A 14,469-nucleotide genomic window follows, 5' to 3' on the forward strand; every position below is an offset into this window, starting at 1 on the left:
GTATTTCCGCACGATTTCGCGTGGAAAATGAGCAACGGACGACGCAGGAAGATGAGCATCACGCGCCGGGTCGAGGATTATACGGCCTCGCCAACAAAGCGCAAGGATCGTCCCGGATCTTCGTTAGATCATTTAAGCAATAAATTGTCGCTGCTCATTAAATTTTCCAATATGCGGGCTAAATCGCGGGGCACTCGCGCCAGGATCGTTTACACTTACCCGGTTTCGGATCTTCCTGTGGATAAATCGGGAAGAATCTGTGAGAAACAGAAGATCTCTGGCTCAGTTTACGCTATGATCCGCGGTCCCGATCGGGATCCCAGGATCCTGGTCAGGATAAATTGCAGATAGCAATTCGCACGTCCCCCTTTACACAGGGTCATGTCGATGTGCGCCAACAATCATGAATATTCAATAGTTTTCTTTTATTGTTCGAGTGGAGTCCGCCGTGTCACTTTCGCTTTGGCAGCAGTGTCTTGCCCGATTGCAGGATGAGTTACCAGCCACAGAATTCAGTATGTGGATCCGCCCGTTGCAGGCGGAGCTGAGCGATAACACGCTGGCTTTGTATGCGCCAAACCGTTTTGTGCTCGATTGGGTAAGAGACAAGTACCTTAATAACATCAATGGCCTGCTGAACGATTTTTGCGGGTCAGATGTCCCACAGCTGCGTTTTGAAGTGGGCACAAAGCCGGTCACCCAAACCGTTCGTGAAACCGTAAATGTAGCCGCGCCCGCTCAGGCTGTTCCGGCTCCGGCGCCTCGCGTTGCACCTGCTCGTCAGGGCTGGGATAACGTCCCTGCCCCCGCAGAGCCAACCTACCGCTCTAACGTTAACGTGAAACACACGTTCGATAACTTCGTTGAAGGTAAGTCGAACCAGCTGGCGCGCGCGGCAGCCCGTCAGGTTGCCGATAACCCCGGCGGTGCTTACAACCCGCTGTTCCTGTATGGCGGCACGGGTCTCGGTAAAACCCACCTGCTGCATGCTGTGGGTAACGGCATTATGGCGCGCAAGCCCAACGCGAAAGTGGTGTATATGCACTCCGAGCGCTTCGTTCAGGACATGGTAAAAGCCCTGCAAAACAATGCGATCGAAGAGTTTAAACGCTACTACCGTTCCGTTGACGCGCTGCTGATCGATGACATCCAGTTCTTTGCCAATAAAGAACGATCGCAGGAAGAGTTTTTCCACACCTTTAACGCCCTGCTGGAAGGTAATCAGCAGATCATTTTGACCTCGGATCGTTATCCTAAAGAGATCAACGGCGTTGAAGATCGTCTCAAATCCCGCTTCGGCTGGGGCCTCACCGTGGCGATCGAGCCACCGGAGCTGGAAACCCGCGTCGCGATCCTGATGAAGAAAGCCGATGAGAACGACATCCGCCTGCCGGGTGAAGTGGCGTTCTTCATCGCCAAGCGCCTGCGCTCCAACGTGCGTGAGCTGGAAGGGGCGCTGAACCGCGTTATCGCCAATGCCAACTTCACCGGTCGTGCGATCACCATCGATTTTGTGCGTGAAGCACTGCGCGATTTGTTGGCATTGCAGGAAAAACTGGTCACCATCGACAATATTCAAAAGACGGTGGCTGAGTACTACAAGATCAAAGTGGCAGATTTACTGTCTAAACGTCGTTCCCGCTCGGTGGCGCGTCCGCGTCAGATGGCGATGGCGCTGGCAAAGGAGTTAACCAACCACAGTCTACCGGAAATCGGGGATGCGTTTGGTGGCCGTGACCATACGACCGTGCTGCACGCGTGTCGCAAGATTGAGCAGTTACGCGAAGAAAGCCACGACATAAAAGAAGATTTTTCCAATCTAATCAGAACATTATCATCGTGACGCTATGAAATTTACCGTTGAACGTGAACATTTATTAAAACCGCTGCAACAGGTGAGTGGCCCATTAGGCGGCCGCCCAACGCTGCCTATTCTCGGAAACCTGCTGCTTCAGGTCGCGGACGGTACGCTGTCGCTGACCGGTACAGATCTGGAAATGGAAATGATCGCGCGCGTTACGTTGACGCAGCCGCACGACGCGGGCGCGACCACGGTTCCGGCACGTAAATTCTTTGATATCTGCCGCGGGTTGCCGGAAGGCGCTGAAATCGCCGTGCAGCTGGAGGGCGACCGCATGCTGGTGCGCTCTGGCCGCAGCCGTTTCTCCCTTTCCACGCTACCCGCTGCGGACTTCCCGAACCTGGACGACTGGCAGAGTGAAGTTGAATTCACTCTTCCGCAGGCGACGATGAAGCGTCTGATTGAAGCCACGCAGTTCTCCATGGCGCATCAGGACGTTCGTTACTACTTAAACGGCATGCTGTTCGAAACCGAAGGTGAAGAGCTGCGTACCGTCGCCACAGACGGCCACCGTCTGGCGGTCTGTTCCATGCCGATTGGCGACTCGCTGCCGAACCATTCGGTGATCGTGCCGCGTAAAGGCGTGATTGAACTGATGCGTATGCTCGACGGCGGTGACACGCCGCTGCGGGTGCAGATTGGCAGCAATAATATCCGTGCCCACGTGGGCGATTTTGTCTTCACTTCGAAGCTGGTTGATGGCCGTTTCCCGGATTATCGCCGCGTATTGCCGAAGAACCCGGACAAAACGCTGGAAGCGGGCTGCGATAGCCTCAAGCAGGCGTTTGCCCGCGCGGCCATTCTCTCGAACGAGAAATTCCGCGGCGTGCGCCTGTACGTGAGTGAAAACCAGATCAAAATCACCGCCAACAACCCGGAGCAGGAAGAGGCAGAAGAGATTCTGGACGTCACCTACGCCGGGGCTGAGATGGAAATCGGCTTCAACGTCAGCTACGTGCTGGATGTGCTCAATGCACTGAAATGCGAGAATGTGCGCATTCTGCTGACCGACTCCGTTTCGAGCGTACAGATTGAAGATGCGGCCAGCCAAAGCGCGGCTTATGTTGTCATGCCAATGAGACTGTAATGTCGCTCACCCGTCTGTTGATCCGCGACTTTCGCAATATCGAAAGCGCGGATCTCGCATTATCCCCCGGCTTTAACTTTCTGGTTGGCGCGAACGGCAGCGGCAAAACCAGCGTGCTGGAAGCCATCTATACGCTCGGCCATGGCCGGGCGTTTCGCAGTTTGCAAATTGGTCGCGTCATTCGCCACGAGCAGGAATCCTTTGTTCTGCACGGGCGTTTGCAGTGCGCAGAGCGGGAAACCGCCATCGGCCTGACCAAAGACAAGCAGGGCGATAGCAAGGTGCGCATCGACGGCACCGACGGCCATAAGGTGGCGGAGCTGGCGTTGCTGATGCCAATGCAGCTGATTACGCCCGAGGGGTTTACTTTACTCAACGGCGGCCCCAAATACAGAAGAGCGTTCCTCGACTGGGGATGCTTTCACAATGAAGCCGGTTTCTTTAACGCCTGGAGCAACCTGAAGCGTCTGCTTAAACAGCGTAACGCCGCGTTGCGCCAGGTCACGCGCTACGCCCAGCTGCGTCCGTGGGACATGGAACTCATCCCTCTTGCGGAACAGATAAGCCGCTGGCGTGCCGAATACAGCGCGGGTATCGCCGAAGATATGGCCGACACCTGCAAACAGTTTTTACCCGAGTTCTCTCTCACCTTCTCCTTTCAGCGTGGCTGGGAGAAAGAGACGGATTATGCCGAGGTGTTAGAGAGAAGCTTCGAGCGCGATCGGATGTTGACCTACACCGCGCACGGCCCGCACAAGGCGGATTTTCGCATTCGTGCCGACGGTGCGCCGGTGGAAGACACGCTGTCGCGCGGGCAGCTCAAGCTCCTGATGTGCGCGCTACGCCTGGCGCAGGGGGAGTTCCTCACCCGCGAGAGCGGACGACGCTGCCTGTACCTGATAGATGATTTTGCCTCGGAACTTGACGACGCGCGGCGCGGGCTGCTTGCCAGCCGCTTAAAAGCCACGCAGTCGCAGGTTTTCGTCAGCGCCATTAGCGCTGAACACGTTATGGACATGTCGGACGAAAATTCGAAGATGTTTACCGTGGAAAAGGGTAAAATAACGGATTAACCCAAGTTGAAATGAGCGAGAAACGTTGATGTCGAATTCTTATGACTCCTCCAGTATCAAAGTCCTGAAAGGGCTGGATGCGGTGCGTAAGCGCCCGGGTATGTATATCGGCGACACGGATGACGGCACCGGTCTGCACCACATGGTATTCGAGGTGGTAGATAACGCTATCGACGAAGCGCTCGCGGGTCACTGTAAAGACATCGTGGTCACCATCCATGCGGACAACTCCGTCTCCGTTACCGATGACGGCCGTGGCATCCCGACCGGTATTCACCCGGAAGAGGGCGTCTCTGCTGCGGAAGTGATCATGACCGTACTGCACGCAGGCGGTAAGTTCGACGATAACTCCTATAAGGTTTCCGGCGGCCTGCACGGCGTAGGCGTTTCCGTAGTAAACGCCCTGTCGCAAAAGCTGGAGCTGGTTATTCAGCGCGAAGGCAAAATTCACCGTCAGATCTATCAGCACGGCGTGCCTGAAGCCCCGCTGGCCGTTACCGGTGATACCGATAAAACCGGTACCATGGTGCGTTTCTGGCCGAGCCTTGAAACCTTCACCAACGTCACTGAATTCGAGTACGACATCCTGGCGAAGCGCCTGCGTGAACTGTCGTTCCTGAACTCCGGCGTCTCTATTCGCCTGCGCGACAAACGCGACAACAAAGAAGACCACTTCCACTACGAAGGCGGTATCAAGGCGTTTGTTGAGTATCTGAACAAGAACAAAACGCCAATTCACCCGAATATCTTCTATTTCTCCACCGAAAAAGACGGTATCGGCGTGGAAGTGGCGCTGCAGTGGAACGACGGTTTCCAGGAAAACATCTACTGCTTCACCAACAACATTCCGCAGCGCGACGGCGGTACTCACCTTGCGGGCTTCCGCGCGGCGATGACCCGTACCCTGAACGCCTACATGGACAAAGAAGGCTACAGCAAGAAAGCGAAAGTCAGCGCCACCGGTGACGATGCCCGTGAAGGCCTGATTGCCGTGGTTTCCGTGAAGGTGCCGGATCCGAAGTTCTCCTCACAGACCAAAGACAAGCTGGTCTCTTCCGAGGTGAAATCGGCGGTTGAGCAGCAGATGAACGAACTGCTGAGCGAATACCTGCTGGAAAACCCGAACGACGCGAAAATCGTGGTGGGCAAAATTATCGATGCGGCACGTGCTCGTGAAGCAGCGCGTAAAGCCCGTGAAATGACCCGTCGTAAAGGCGCGCTGGACCTGGCAGGCCTGCCGGGCAAGCTGGCTGACTGTCAGGAACGTGACCCGGCGCTGTCCGAACTGTACCTCGTGGAAGGGGACTCCGCGGGCGGTTCTGCGAAGCAGGGCCGTAACCGTAAGAACCAGGCGATCCTGCCGCTGAAGGGTAAAATCCTCAACGTTGAGAAAGCGCGCTTCGACAAGATGCTCTCTTCTCAGGAAGTGGCGACGCTCATCACCGCGCTCGGCTGCGGCATTGGCCGCGACGAGTACAACCCGGACAAGCTGCGCTATCACAGCATCATCATCATGACCGATGCGGACGTCGACGGCTCGCACATCCGTACGCTGCTGTTGACCTTCTTCTATCGTCAGATGCCTGAAATCGTTGAGCGCGGCCACGTCTACATTGCGCAGCCGCCGCTGTACAAGGTGAAGAAAGGCAAGCAGGAACAGTACATTAAAGATGACGACGCGATGGATCAGTACCAAATCGCGATCGCCCTTGATGGCGCGACCCTGCATGCGAACTCCAGCGCGCCAGCGCTGGCCGGCGAGCCGCTGGAGCGTCTGGTCTCCGAGTTCAACGCCACGCAGAAAATGATTGGCCGTATGGAACGCCGCTATCCAAAAGCGCTGCTGAAGGAGCTGGTCTATCAGCCAACCCTGACCGAAGCCGATCTGAGCAACGAGCAGGCCGTGACCCGCTGGGTGAATACCCTGGTGAGCGAGCTGAACGAGAAAGAGCAGCACGGCAGCCAGTGGAAGTTCGACGTTCAACAGAATGCGGCACAGCAGTTTGAGCCGATTGTTCGCGTGCGTACTCACGGCGTCGACACCGACTACCCGCTGGAGCACGAATTCGTGACCGGCCCGGAATACCGCCGCATCTGCACCCTCGGCGAGAAGCTGCGCGGCCTGATCGAAGACGATGCCTTCATCGAACGTGGCGAGCGTCGTCAGCCGGTAGCAAGCTTCGAGCAGGCGCTGGACTGGCTGGTGAAAGAATCCCGTCGCGGTCTGTCTATCCAGCGTTATAAAGGTCTGGGCGAAATGAACCCGGATCAGCTGTGGGAAACCACCATGGATCCGGAAAGCCGTCGCATGCTGCGCGTCACCGTTAAAGACGCGATTGCAGCGGATCAGCTGTTCACGACCCTGATGGGCGATGCGGTAGAACCACGTCGTGCGTTCATTGAAGAGAACGCACTGAAAGCGGCGAATATCGATATTTAACAGTCGCTATCCCGCATGAAAACTGGCCGCGCTTTTAGCGCGGCTTTTTTATGGGCGCAGGAATGTCCAGCGACATCGCCGCCGGTAAACGGCTCGCCAGCGCATCTATGGCCATTCTTACCCTCAGGGGCAGGTACGGCGTCTGTTGCCAGACGGCATGGACGTCAAAATGGACATCCGGCGCCTGCTTAAAGAGCGGGACAAGCTTTCCCTGATGAATTTCTTTGATGGCCATCCAGCAGGGGAGCCAGGCAATGCCGTGCCCGGTCACCGCCGCGTCGCAGATGGCCTGCAAATCATCCATATTGAGTGATGACCGCGGCGTAAACGTGCGCGGCGTTCCGTCGCTGTCCATAAGCTGCCAGGATAGCACGCGGCCTGCGCGCAGATAGTTAATGGCCGCGTGCCGGGATAAATCATCCACAGCGTCTGGATGACCTCTTTTTTGCAGATAGTCGGGCGAGGCGCACAGGACCATGCGGTGTTCTCCCAGCTTTCTGGCCACCAGCACGCTGCTGTCCTGCAGCGTGCCGTTACGTACCGCCATATCGAAGCCTTCCTCGACCAGATCCACCACGCGGTCGCTGAACGACATTTCAAGCTCAAGCCCAGGGTGTTCCTGCGCCAGTTCAATCAGCAGCGGCGCGACGCACTGGCGTCCAAACAGCACCGGCATGGCAACACGAAGCCGACCGTTGATCTGATGTTTCCCCGTTTCCAGCAGGGATTCCGCGCTCCTGATCTCCTCCAGCGCGCGCAGGCAGCGCTCGTAGAACAGGGCGCCGTTATCGGTGAGCCGCTGGCTGCGGGTAGTGCGCTGAAACAGCCGCACTCCCAGACGTTCCTCAAGTCGAGCAATGCTTTTACCCACCGCAGAGCGCGACAGGTGCAGGCGAACTGCGGCCTGCGCAAAGCTCCCTGCCTCCACGGCAGCGACAAAAACAGGAATATCTTTCAGCGTATCGGTCACGGTTTGTATCCATTCAGGCGTCAATGAAGAGAAAACTTATCGCCACTGGTGACGAGGAGTCAACGGTAGACTGTCATGACTGAAGCTTATCTGATGGCAGGAGAAAAAAATGACAGAGACAATGCAGCGCTGGTCAATGAACGCCCTCGGGCGCGAGAATCTCAAACTCATTCATGAATCGGTTCCACAGCCAGGCCCCGGTGAGGTTCGCGTACGGGTAAATGCCGTTGCGCTCAACTATCGCGATAAAATGGTTATCGAAGGCACGATGCCGATTCCGCTTTCCTTCCCGTTCACCCCGGCGTCTGACATGGCGGGCGTGGTGGACAGCGTAGGTGAAGGTGTCACGCGTTTCAAACCCGGTGCTCGCGTCATTTCAACCTTCTTCCCGGAGTGGATCGACGGCAAGCCGCAGGCAGACGCGCGTGATTTGCCCTACAAAACGTCCGGCGGCTATTTCCAGGGAATGCTGGCCGAATATGTGGTTGTAAATGAAAACGCGCTGGTGGCCTCTCCGGAAACTCTGAATGACGCAGAGGCCAGCACGTTACCCTGCGCAGGGCTTACCGCCTGGTTCGCGCTGGTGGAGCGGGGTCAGCTCCGCGCCGGGCAATCGGTGCTGGTACAGGGGACGGGCGGCGTGGCGATTTTCGCCCTGCAAATTGCAAAATCGCACGGCGCAGAGGTTATTGTCACGTCCGGGAGCGATGAAAAGCTGGCGCTCGCCAAAAAACTGGGCGCCAGTCAGGGCGTCAACCGCCTGAAAAGTGACTGGGATGAAGAAGCATTGGCGCTGACTCAGGATCGCGGCATCGACCATATTATCGAAACCGTAGGTGGGGAAAACCTGAAGCATTCCCTGCGTGCCGTTGCCGTTCATGGGCGTATCTCCGTCATTGGCGTGCTGGCCGGGACTGACATTTCGCTGCCTGCTGCTGAGCTGCTGCTGAAATCCCCCGTCATTCAAGGGATTGGCGTGGGACACCGCCGGGCGCTGGAGGATTTCGTCCGCGCTGTTGACGTCACGGGACTGAAGCCGGTGATTGAGCATCGCTACCGTTTTAACGAGCTTGAACAGGCCCTTGAACATCTGGATCGCGGCGCATTCGGTAAAATCGTTCTCACCCGCGAGTAAGTCGTCGTTCCCCAGGATAAGCGTAAAAGGGGGGGTCTGTTGCGCAATGTAGCTCTATTTTTGTGTGCTTAATCGCGTTAGCATGAGGTAGCACTCATTTATCCCGGGGAACTCATGGCTATCAAACTCATTGCAATCGATATGGACGGCACGCTGCTGCTGCCAGACCACACTATCTCTCCTGCCGTTAAAAACGCGATCGCCGCCGCACGAGCGAAGGGCGTGAATGTGGTTCTGACCACGGGGCGTCCGTATGCGGGCGTACACAGCTACCTGAAAGAGCTGCACATGAATCAGCCGGGCGATTACTGCATCACCTATAACGGCGCGCTGGTGCAGAAAGCCGCAGACGGCAGCACGGTTGCGCAAACTGCGCTGAGCTATGATGACTACCTGTTCCTCGAAAAACTGTCCCGTGAAGTGGGCTCCCACTTCCACGCGCTCGATCGCAATACGCTCTACACCGCCAACCGCGATATCAGCTACTACACGGTGCATGAATCCTACGTTGCGACCATTCCGCTGGTGTTCTGTGAAGCCGAGAAAATGGACCCGGCGACGCAGTTCCTGAAGGTGATGATGATCGACGAGCCGGAGATCCTGGATAAAGCCATCGCGCGCATTCCGGCGGAGGTAAAAGAGAAGTACACCGTGCTGAAAAGTGCGCCGTACTTCCTCGAAATCCTCGATAAACGCGTCAATAAGGGCACCGGCGTGAAATCACTTGCTGATGCGTTAGGGATTAAGCAGGAAGAAATCATGGCGCTCGGCGACCAGGAAAACGACATCGCGATGATTGAATTCGCGGGCGTTGGCGTGGCGATGGATAACGCCATTCCTTCGGTGAAAGAGGTGGCTGATTTCGTCACCAAATCTAACCTCGAAGACGGTGTTGCCTACGCGATCGAGAAGTTTGTGCTGCAGTAACGCTTATTTTTAATCATCAGCCCCGGTTATCAACCGGGGCTTTTTTTTGCCCTGTATTTATCGAATTGTTCTTTTTGTGATCTTGATTGTAGTACAACATTAAATGATTGTACTACATTGTCACCACGGCAAAGACGAATGGCCTCACGTTTGTACTGCAAAAGTGAGGCGAAATTCAGCGGTCGCGGTAAAGTAGTGATGGACATACAGAGCACAAGGACTCTCCATGACTCTCAATAAAACCGATCGCATCGTTATTACGCTGGGCACTCAGATTGTGGGCGGTAAATACGTTCCCGGTTCGCCGCTCCCCGCAGAGGCTGAACTGTGCGAGGAGTTTGAAACCTCGCGCAACATCATCCGGGAAGTGTTCCGCTCGCTGATGGCGAAGCGGCTGATTGAAATGAAGCGCTATCGCGGCGCGTTTGTTGCTCCGCGCAACCAGTGGAACTACCTCGATACCGACGTGCTGCAGTGGGTGCTGGAAAACGACTACGACCCGCGGCTTATCGGCGCGATGAGTGAAGTTCGAAACCTGGTGGAGCCGGCAATTGCGCGCTGGGCAGCGGAACGCGCGACCTCCGGTGATTTGGCCCAGATTGAATCGGCTTTAAACGACATGATCGCCAATAACCAGAACCGGGAGGCGTTCAACGAGGCGGACATTCGCTACCACGAAGCGGTGCTGCAGTCGGTGCATAACCCGGTTTTACAGCAGCTTAGCGTGGCGATCAGCTCGCTACAGCGAGCGGTATTTGAACGTACCTGGATGGGTGATGAGGCCAACATGCCAAAAACGCTCCAGGAACATAAAGCGCTGTTCGATGCGATACGGCATCAGGACGGCGATGCGGCAGAGCAGGCGGCGCTTACCATGATTGCCAGCTCGACACGAAGGCTGAAGGAAATCACATGACATCTCGCTACATCGCAATTGACTGGGGATCGACCAATCTGCGCGCCTGGCTTTATCAGGGCGAGCAGTGCCTGGAGAGCAGGCAATCAGAAGCAGGCGTGACGCGCCTGAACGGTAAATCCCCCGAGGCGGTGTTAGCAGAGGTCACACAAAACTGGCGTGACAGCGCCACGCCGGTGGTAATGGCGGGAATGGTGGGCAGTAACGTAGGCTGGAAAATTGCACCTTACCTGCCGGTTCCCGCCCATTTCTCCGCTATTGGCGAGCAGTTAACGTCCGTTGGCGACAATATCTGGATTATTCCCGGTTTGAGCGTCTCTCGCGACGATAACCACAACGTGATGCGCGGCGAAGAGACGCAGCTGCTTGGCGCGCGCGCTCTCTCTCCTTCTTCTGTCTACGTCATGCCCGGCACGCACTGTAAGTGGGTCCAGGCTGACGCTGAGCAAATCCACGATTTTCGCACCGTAATGACCGGCGAGCTGCACCATTTGCTGCTCAACCATTCGCTGGTCGGGGCCGGTTTACCTGAGCAGGAATCCTCATCAGAGGCGTTTGCCGCCGGGCTTGAACGTGGGATCGCCTCCCCTGATGTTTTGCCGCAGCTTTTTGAGGTTCGCGCCTCGCACGTGCTGGGACTTCTCCCGCGCGAGCAGGTCAGCGAGTTTCTCTCCGGCCTGCTGATTGGCGCAGAGGTCGCCAGCATGCGTGAGTTCATCGCGCACGAGCAGGCCATTACGATTGTCGCAGGCGCATCGCTAACGTCGCGCTACGAACAGGCATTTCGCGCCGTTGGGCGTGATGTTTCGACGGTATCCGGCGACACGGCATTTCAGGCAGGAATAAGGAGCATCGCTCATGCAGTGGCAAACTGATCTTCCCCTTATCGCGATTTTGCGCGGCATCACGCCCGATGAGGCGTTAGACCACGTCGGCGCGGTTATCGACGCCGGATTCGACGCGGTAGAAATCCCGCTCAACTCGCCCGACTGGGAAAAAAGCATTCCGGCCGTGGTGGAGGTTTTCGGCGATAAGGCGCTGATTGGCGCAGGCACCGTGTTACAGCCTGAGCAGGTCGATCGGCTGGCAAAGATGGGCTGCAGGCTTATCGTCACGCCCAATATTCAGCCTGAGGTGATCCGCCGCGCGGTGGGTTACGGCATGACGGTCTGCCCGGGCTGCGCCACCGCCACGGAAGCCTTTACTGCCCTTGATGCGGGCGCGCAGTCGCTCAAAATTTTCCCGTCATCGGCTTTTGGACCGGACTACATCAAGGCGTTGAAAGCGGTATTGCCCGCCAGCGTACCGGTCTTTGCCGTGGGCGGCGTAACGCCAGAAAACCTGGGCCAGTGGATGAGCGCTGGCTGTGTGGGCGCAGGGTTGGGTAGCGATCTTTATCGTGCCGGACAGTCCGTGGAACGTACCGCACAGCAGGCGGCAGCATTTGTGAAAGCGTATCGAGAGGCAGTGAAATGAAAATAACCAAACTCACCACGTACCGTTTACCCCCGCGCTGGATGTTCCTGAAAATCGAAACCGATGAAGGGGTTGTAGGCTGGGGCGAACCGGTGATTGAAGGGCGCGCGCGCACCGTTGAAGCGGCAGTACACGAGCTGGGCGAATACCTGATTGGTCAGGATCCGGCGCGCATTAACGACCTGTGGCAGGTGATGTACCGCGCGGGCTTCTACCGCGGTGGTCCGATCCTGATGAGCGCCATCGCCGGTATCGACCAGGCGCTGTGGGATATCAAAGGTAAAGTGCTTAACGCGCCGGTATGGCAGCTTATGGGCGGCCTGGTGCGCGACAAAATCAAAGCCTACAGCTGGGTAGGCGGCGATCGTCCTGCGGAAGTGATCGACGGCATCACGCAGTTGCGCAATATCGGCTTTGACACCTTCAAGCTCAACGGCTGCGAAGAGATGGGCGTTATCGACAATTCGCGTGCGGTAGACCGGGCGGTCAATACCGTGGCGCAAATTCGTGAAGCCTTCGGCAACGAGATTGAGTTTGGCCTGGATTTCCACGGCCGCGTCAGCGCGCCGATGGCCAAAGTGCTGATTAAAGAGCTGGAGCCGTATCGCCCGCTGTTTATCGAAGAGCCGGTGCTGGCCGAGCAGGCGGAGTACTATCCGAAGCTGGCTGAACAGACCCACATTCCTATCGCGGCGGGTGAACGTATGTTCTCGCGCTTCGAGTTTAAACGCGTACTTGAAGCGGGCGGCATAGCGATCCTACAGCCGGACCTTTCTCATGCGGGCGGCATCACCGAATGCTACAAAATTGCCGGGATGGCAGAAGCTTACGATGTGGCGCTGGCGCCGCACTGCCCGCTCGGCCCAATCGCGCTGGCGGCCTGCCTGCACGTCGACTTCGTCTCCCGCAATGCGGTGTTCCAGGAACAGAGCATGGGGATTCACTATAACAAGGGCGCGGAACTGCTCGATTTTGTGAAAAATAAAGAAGACTTCTGCATGGAAGGCGGTTTCTTTAAACCGCTTACGAAGCCGGGCCTTGGCGTGGAAATTGACGAAGCTAAAGTCATTGAGCTGAGTAAGAATGCGCCGGACTGGCGAAACCCGCTGTGGCGTCATGAGGACGGCAGCGTAGCGGAATGGTAATCGCCATCCCGTAGACCCGGTAAGCCTCCGGGCAAAAATCATACATACAAAAATATAACCCTCTGTAAATTACAGGGCATGGTGAGCGGCTTCGCTATGCCCAAAATCTGGAGACAGATTGCGATGGATATTCCAGTTACCGCTACAAAAATCGGGCGTCGCCGCTACCTGACGCTGATGATGATCTTTATTACCGTGGTCATTTGCTATGTCGACCGCGCCAACCTTGCCGTGGCATCGGCCCATATTCAGGAAGAGTTTGGCATCACCAAAGCGGAAATGGGCTACGTCTTCTCGGCGTTTGCCTGGTTGTATACCTTATGCCAGATCCCCGGCGGCTGGTTTCTTGACCGCGTGGGTTCACGTCTGACCTACTTTATCGCCATATTAGGCTGGTCCGTGGCGACCCTATTCCAGGGCTTCGCCACCGGGCTGATTTCGCTGATTGGCCTGCGTGCCATCACCGGGGTTTTCGAAGCGCCCGCGTTTCCGACCAACAACCGTATGGTGACCAGCTGGTTCCCGGAACACGAGCGCGCGTCCGCCGTTGGTTTTTACACCTCTGGCCAGTTTGTCGGCCTGGCGTTCCTGACGCCGCTGCTGATCTGGATCCAGGAGCTGCTGAGCTGGCACTGGGTGTTCATCGTCACCGGCGGGATTGGCATTATCTGGTCGCTAATCTGGTTCAAGGTCTACCAGCCGCCGCGTCTGACCAAAAGTATCACCAGGGCCGAGCTGGACTACATCCGCGACGGTGGCGGTCTGGTGGATGGTGATGCGCCGGTGAAAAAAGAGGCGCGCCAGCCGCTGACCAAAGCGGACTGGAAGCTGGTCTTCCACCGTAAGCTGGTGGGCGTTTATCTGGGTCAGTTCGCGGTTACTTCTACGCTGTGGTTCTTCCTCACCTGGTTCCCGAACTACCTGACCCAGGAAAAGGGGATCGCGGCGCTAAAGGCGGGCTTTATGACCACCGTGCCGTTCCTCGCCGCATTTTTCGGCGTGCTGCTCTCCGGCTGGCTGGCCGATAAGCTGGTGAAAAAAGGGTACTCGCTGGGCGTGGCGCGTAAAACACCGATTATCTGCGGGCTGCTGATTTCGACCTGCATCATGGGCGCCAACTACACCAACGATCCGGTGTGGATTATGGCCCTGATGGCGGTGGCGTTCTTTGGTAACGGTTTCGCCTCTATCACCTGGTCGCTGGTGTCGTCCCTTGCGCCGATGCGGCTGATTGGCCTGACCGGCGGTGTGTTCAACTTTGTCGGCGGACTGGGCGGGATCACCGTACCGCTGGTCATCGGCTACCTGGCGCAGGACTACGGCTTCGGCCCGGCGCTTGTCTACATCTCTGCCGTGGCGCTGATCGGGGCACTCTCCTACATCCTGCTGGTGGGCGATGTGAAACGAGTAGGCTAATCCCTGCGGATGTTTTACCCTGA

At 56.9% G+C, this 14,469-nt stretch carries 12 protein-coding genes; 11 read left to right on the forward strand and 1 reads right to left on the reverse strand.

Annotation, left to right across the window (positions count from 1 at the left end):
* Window positions 1-448 precede the first annotated feature (448 nt).
* From dnaA to gyrB, 4 genes are read left to right on the forward strand one after another with little or no spacing between them, the layout of a single operon-like run.
* Window positions 449-1,843 carry a chromosomal replication initiator protein DnaA gene (gene dnaA / locus INF77_RS07450; protein ID WP_032644944.1) on the forward strand — a complete coding sequence of 465 codons (1,395 nt, stop codon included), beginning with the start codon at window positions 449-451 and terminating at the stop codon, window positions 1,841-1,843.
* Between the two features lie 4 nt (window positions 1,844-1,847).
* On the forward strand, window positions 1,848-2,948 hold the full coding sequence (dnaN, locus tag INF77_RS07455; protein ID WP_008500170.1) for a DNA polymerase III subunit beta: 1,101 nt from the start codon (window positions 1,848-1,850) through the stop codon (window positions 2,946-2,948).
* Complete coding sequence (gene recF / locus INF77_RS07460) at window positions 2,948-4,021, forward strand: DNA replication/repair protein RecF (RefSeq protein ID WP_063437521.1); 1,074 nt, start codon at window positions 2,948-2,950, stop codon at window positions 4,019-4,021. The genes dnaN and recF overlap by 1 nt, the downstream gene beginning before the upstream one ends.
* Before the next feature lie 28 nt (window positions 4,022-4,049).
* Complete coding sequence (gene gyrB, locus INF77_RS07465) at window positions 4,050-6,461, forward strand: DNA topoisomerase (ATP-hydrolyzing) subunit B (RefSeq protein WP_028014934.1); 2,412 nt, start codon at window positions 4,050-4,052, stop codon at window positions 6,459-6,461.
* A gap of 34 nt (window positions 6,462-6,495) precedes the next feature.
* Here the strand turns inward: gyrB and INF77_RS07470 are convergent, their stop codons facing one another.
* Window positions 6,496-7,431, reverse strand: coding sequence for a LysR family transcriptional regulator (locus tag INF77_RS07470; protein WP_045630889.1), 936 nt, complete (start codon window positions 7,429-7,431; stop codon window positions 6,496-6,498).
* 109 nt (window positions 7,432-7,540) lie between these two features.
* Between INF77_RS07470 and INF77_RS07475 the strand changes: the two genes are divergently transcribed.
* The 7 genes from INF77_RS07475 to INF77_RS07505 all read left to right on the forward strand — a co-directional run bounded on the left by INF77_RS07475 (window position 7,541) and on the right by INF77_RS07505 (window position 14,446).
* Window positions 7,541-8,566 (forward strand): NAD(P)-dependent alcohol dehydrogenase, encoded by a 1,026-nt coding sequence (locus INF77_RS07475; RefSeq protein ID WP_193531930.1) that lies wholly within the window; start codon window positions 7,541-7,543, stop codon window positions 8,564-8,566.
* A gap of 114 nt (window positions 8,567-8,680) precedes the next feature.
* The gene (yidA, locus tag INF77_RS07480; RefSeq protein ID WP_047363227.1) at window positions 8,681-9,493 is read left to right on the forward strand and encodes a sugar-phosphatase; all 813 of its coding nucleotides are present in this window, start codon (window positions 8,681-8,683) and stop codon (window positions 9,491-9,493) included.
* Window positions 9,494-9,719: 226 nt separating this feature from the next.
* The gene (gene dgoR, locus INF77_RS07485; RefSeq protein ID WP_003861109.1) at window positions 9,720-10,409 is read left to right on the forward strand and encodes a D-galactonate utilization transcriptional regulator DgoR; all 690 of its coding nucleotides are present in this window, start codon (window positions 9,720-9,722) and stop codon (window positions 10,407-10,409) included.
* Window positions 10,406-11,284, forward strand: coding sequence for a 2-dehydro-3-deoxygalactonokinase (locus INF77_RS07490; RefSeq protein WP_047366731.1), 879 nt, complete (start codon window positions 10,406-10,408; stop codon window positions 11,282-11,284). Before dgoR ends, INF77_RS07490 begins: the two co-directional genes overlap by 4 nt.
* Window positions 11,268-11,885 (forward strand): 2-dehydro-3-deoxy-6-phosphogalactonate aldolase, encoded by a 618-nt coding sequence (locus INF77_RS07495; RefSeq protein WP_041911729.1) that lies wholly within the window; start codon window positions 11,268-11,270, stop codon window positions 11,883-11,885. Before INF77_RS07490 ends, INF77_RS07495 begins: the two co-directional genes overlap by 17 nt.
* Window positions 11,882-13,030: a galactonate dehydratase gene (dgoD, locus tag INF77_RS07500; RefSeq protein WP_028014940.1), complete on the forward strand. Its 1,149-nt coding sequence runs from the start codon at window positions 11,882-11,884 to the stop codon at window positions 13,028-13,030. The genes INF77_RS07495 and dgoD overlap by 4 nt, the downstream gene beginning before the upstream one ends.
* A 78-nt stretch (window positions 13,031-13,108) precedes the next feature.
* Complete coding sequence (locus tag INF77_RS07505) at window positions 13,109-14,446, forward strand: MFS transporter (protein WP_080351061.1); 1,338 nt, start codon at window positions 13,109-13,111, stop codon at window positions 14,444-14,446.
* The last annotated feature ends 23 nt before the right edge of the window (window positions 14,447-14,469 follow it).

Source organism: Enterobacter cloacae complex sp. P1B, from assembly GCF_014982345.1.
Lineage (GTDB): Bacteria > Pseudomonadota > Gammaproteobacteria > Enterobacterales > Enterobacteriaceae > Enterobacter > Enterobacter bugandensis.

Bases quoted from the DNA above. Each gene is read 5' to 3' on its own strand.
- INF77_RS07475 (WP_193531930.1), top strand. From the start codon at position 7,541: ATGACAGAGACAATGCAGCGCTGGTCAATGAACGCCCTCGGGCGCGAG.
- recF (WP_063437521.1), top strand. From the start codon at position 2,948: ATGTCGCTCACCCGTCTGTTGATCCGCGACTTTCGCAATATCGAAAGC.
- dnaN (WP_008500170.1), top strand. From the start codon at position 1,848: ATGAAATTTACCGTTGAACGTGAACATTTATTAAAACCGCTGCAACAG.
- INF77_RS07490 (WP_047366731.1), top strand. From the start codon at position 10,406: ATGACATCTCGCTACATCGCAATTGACTGGGGATCGACCAATCTGCGC.
- yidA (WP_047363227.1), top strand. From the start codon at position 8,681: ATGGCTATCAAACTCATTGCAATCGATATGGACGGCACGCTGCTGCTG.
- dgoR (WP_003861109.1), top strand. From the start codon at position 9,720: ATGACTCTCAATAAAACCGATCGCATCGTTATTACGCTGGGCACTCAG.
- gyrB (WP_028014934.1), top strand. From the start codon at position 4,050: ATGTCGAATTCTTATGACTCCTCCAGTATCAAAGTCCTGAAAGGGCTG.
- INF77_RS07505 (WP_080351061.1), top strand. From the start codon at position 13,109: ATGGTGAGCGGCTTCGCTATGCCCAAAATCTGGAGACAGATTGCGATG.
- INF77_RS07495 (WP_041911729.1), top strand. From the start codon at position 11,268: ATGCAGTGGCAAACTGATCTTCCCCTTATCGCGATTTTGCGCGGCATC.
- dgoD (WP_028014940.1), top strand. From the start codon at position 11,882: ATGAAAATAACCAAACTCACCACGTACCGTTTACCCCCGCGCTGGATG.